General features: G+C 74.8%; 2 protein-coding genes and 1 pseudogene. All 3 read left to right on the top strand.

All coding sequences use genetic code 11. From position 1 onward, the window contains the following. Positions 1-582: TetR/AcrR family transcriptional regulator (locus tag DMH12_RS38440; protein ID WP_125495856.1), on the top strand; the 582-nt coding region annotated here is incomplete at its 5' end. Between the two features lie 43 nt (positions 583-625). Continuing rightward, entirely contained in the window at positions 626-1138 is a 513-nt protein-coding gene (locus DMH12_RS38435; RefSeq protein WP_125495855.1) for a DinB family protein, read from the top strand. A 112-nt stretch (positions 1139-1250) separates the two neighbouring features. Continuing rightward, positions 1251-1538, top strand: a pseudogene (locus DMH12_RS38430) (hypothetical protein); the annotation flags it as partial.

Raw genomic sequence — 1538 nt, 5'->3', positions numbered from 1 at the left:
GCGTCAGCCCGCGCCTCCCGCGCCGACCTGGTCGCCGACGCCGCGCTGGCCCTGCTCGCCGAGCGCGGGATGCGCGGGCTGACGCACCGCGCGGTCGACGAGACGGCCGGACTCCCGCAGGGCTCCACCTCCAACCTCGCCCGCACCCGGCAGGCCCTGCTCGAACTGGCGGTGCGGCGCCTGGCCGACCGGGAGGAAAGGGTGCTGGCTCTGCACGAGATGCCGGACCCGCGCGCCGGCCTCGACTCCCTGGTGGACGCGCTGGCACTGGCGACGCACCGCGCGCTGACCCTCAACCGGGAGCTGACGCTGGCCCGCTACGAACTGGCCCTGGAGGCCACCCGCCGGCCCGAGCTGCGGGCCCGCTTCGACGCGGCGGGCGCCCGATTCCGGGAGCGGCTGGGCGGTCTCGTCACGGAGCTTGGCTCACCGGATCCCGAGCGCCATGTGCTCTCGCTGGTCGCCTGGGCGGACGGACTGATGTTCAGCTGCGTGGCCGGCAGCTTCCACGCCGAGGTGCCCGGCCTCCAGGACGTGCGGTCGGGACTGCGGGAGATCCTGGACGGCATGCTGGGCGGCTGAAACTCCCTGGCGCACGGGGACGGCGCCGGGCGAGGATGCCGGCATGACTACCGAACGCCGCGAGCCCGACCCCGACGCCGACGAACGCACCATGCTGGAGGGCTGGGTCGAGTACCACCGCCAGACGCTCGCGTGGAAGTGCGAGGGCCTCACCGACGAACAACTGCGCACGGCCTCCGTGAGCCCGTCGGGGCTGACCCTGATGGGACTGGTGCGGCACATGGCGGAGGTGGAGCGCAGCTGGTACCGCCGGGTGCTGGCGGCCGAGGACGCGGGCCCGATCTACTACTCGGACGCGGATCCGGACGGTGACTTCCGGGTGACCGCGTCGGACACCTGGCAGGAGGCGCGCGCGACCTGGCAGGCCGAGATCGAGGCGGCCCGGCGCAACGCGGCCGGCTTCCCCCTGGACGACTTGGGCCGGGGAAAGCACGCCCGCACGGGTGAGCGCTTCAACCTGCGCTGGATCCACACCCACATGATCGAGGAGTACGCCCGCCACAACGGGCACGCCGACCTGATCCGGGAGTGCCTGGACGGTGCCACGGGCGACTGACGTCATCCCCGACGGCCACCGGGCCTCCGTACGGGGCCTGAGATCACCCGTGCGGGGCAACCTCCGCTTGTCCGGCGCCGTGGAGCGGACCCGAACCAGCAGAGTGACGCGGGTGCATCGAACGAGGACCACAGCGACGCTCCTGGTGACCTTGGCCGTCGCCTCCCTTACCGGCTGTACGACGGTCCACGGCCCGGGCGCCGCCGACCCGGCCTCGGCAGGCTCCCAGGCGCCGCGCCCGGACGGACCGGCCGAACCCCGGGTCGTCCAGGCCCCGGCCCGGGAGGCGCTGGAGATGATCGGCCCCTCGCCGGCCCCGGACCGCGCGGCCCGGGAACCGCGCGGTACGGAACCCCCGGCCGCCGGGCCGCCCCCGCAGGAGGCGCCGGCCGCCCGGGCC

Source organism: Streptomyces sp. WAC 04229 (assembly GCF_003947455.1).
Classification (GTDB): Bacteria; Actinomycetota; Actinomycetes; order Streptomycetales; family Streptomycetaceae; genus Streptomyces.
This window is presented reverse-complemented; position numbering and strand designations above follow the sequence as displayed.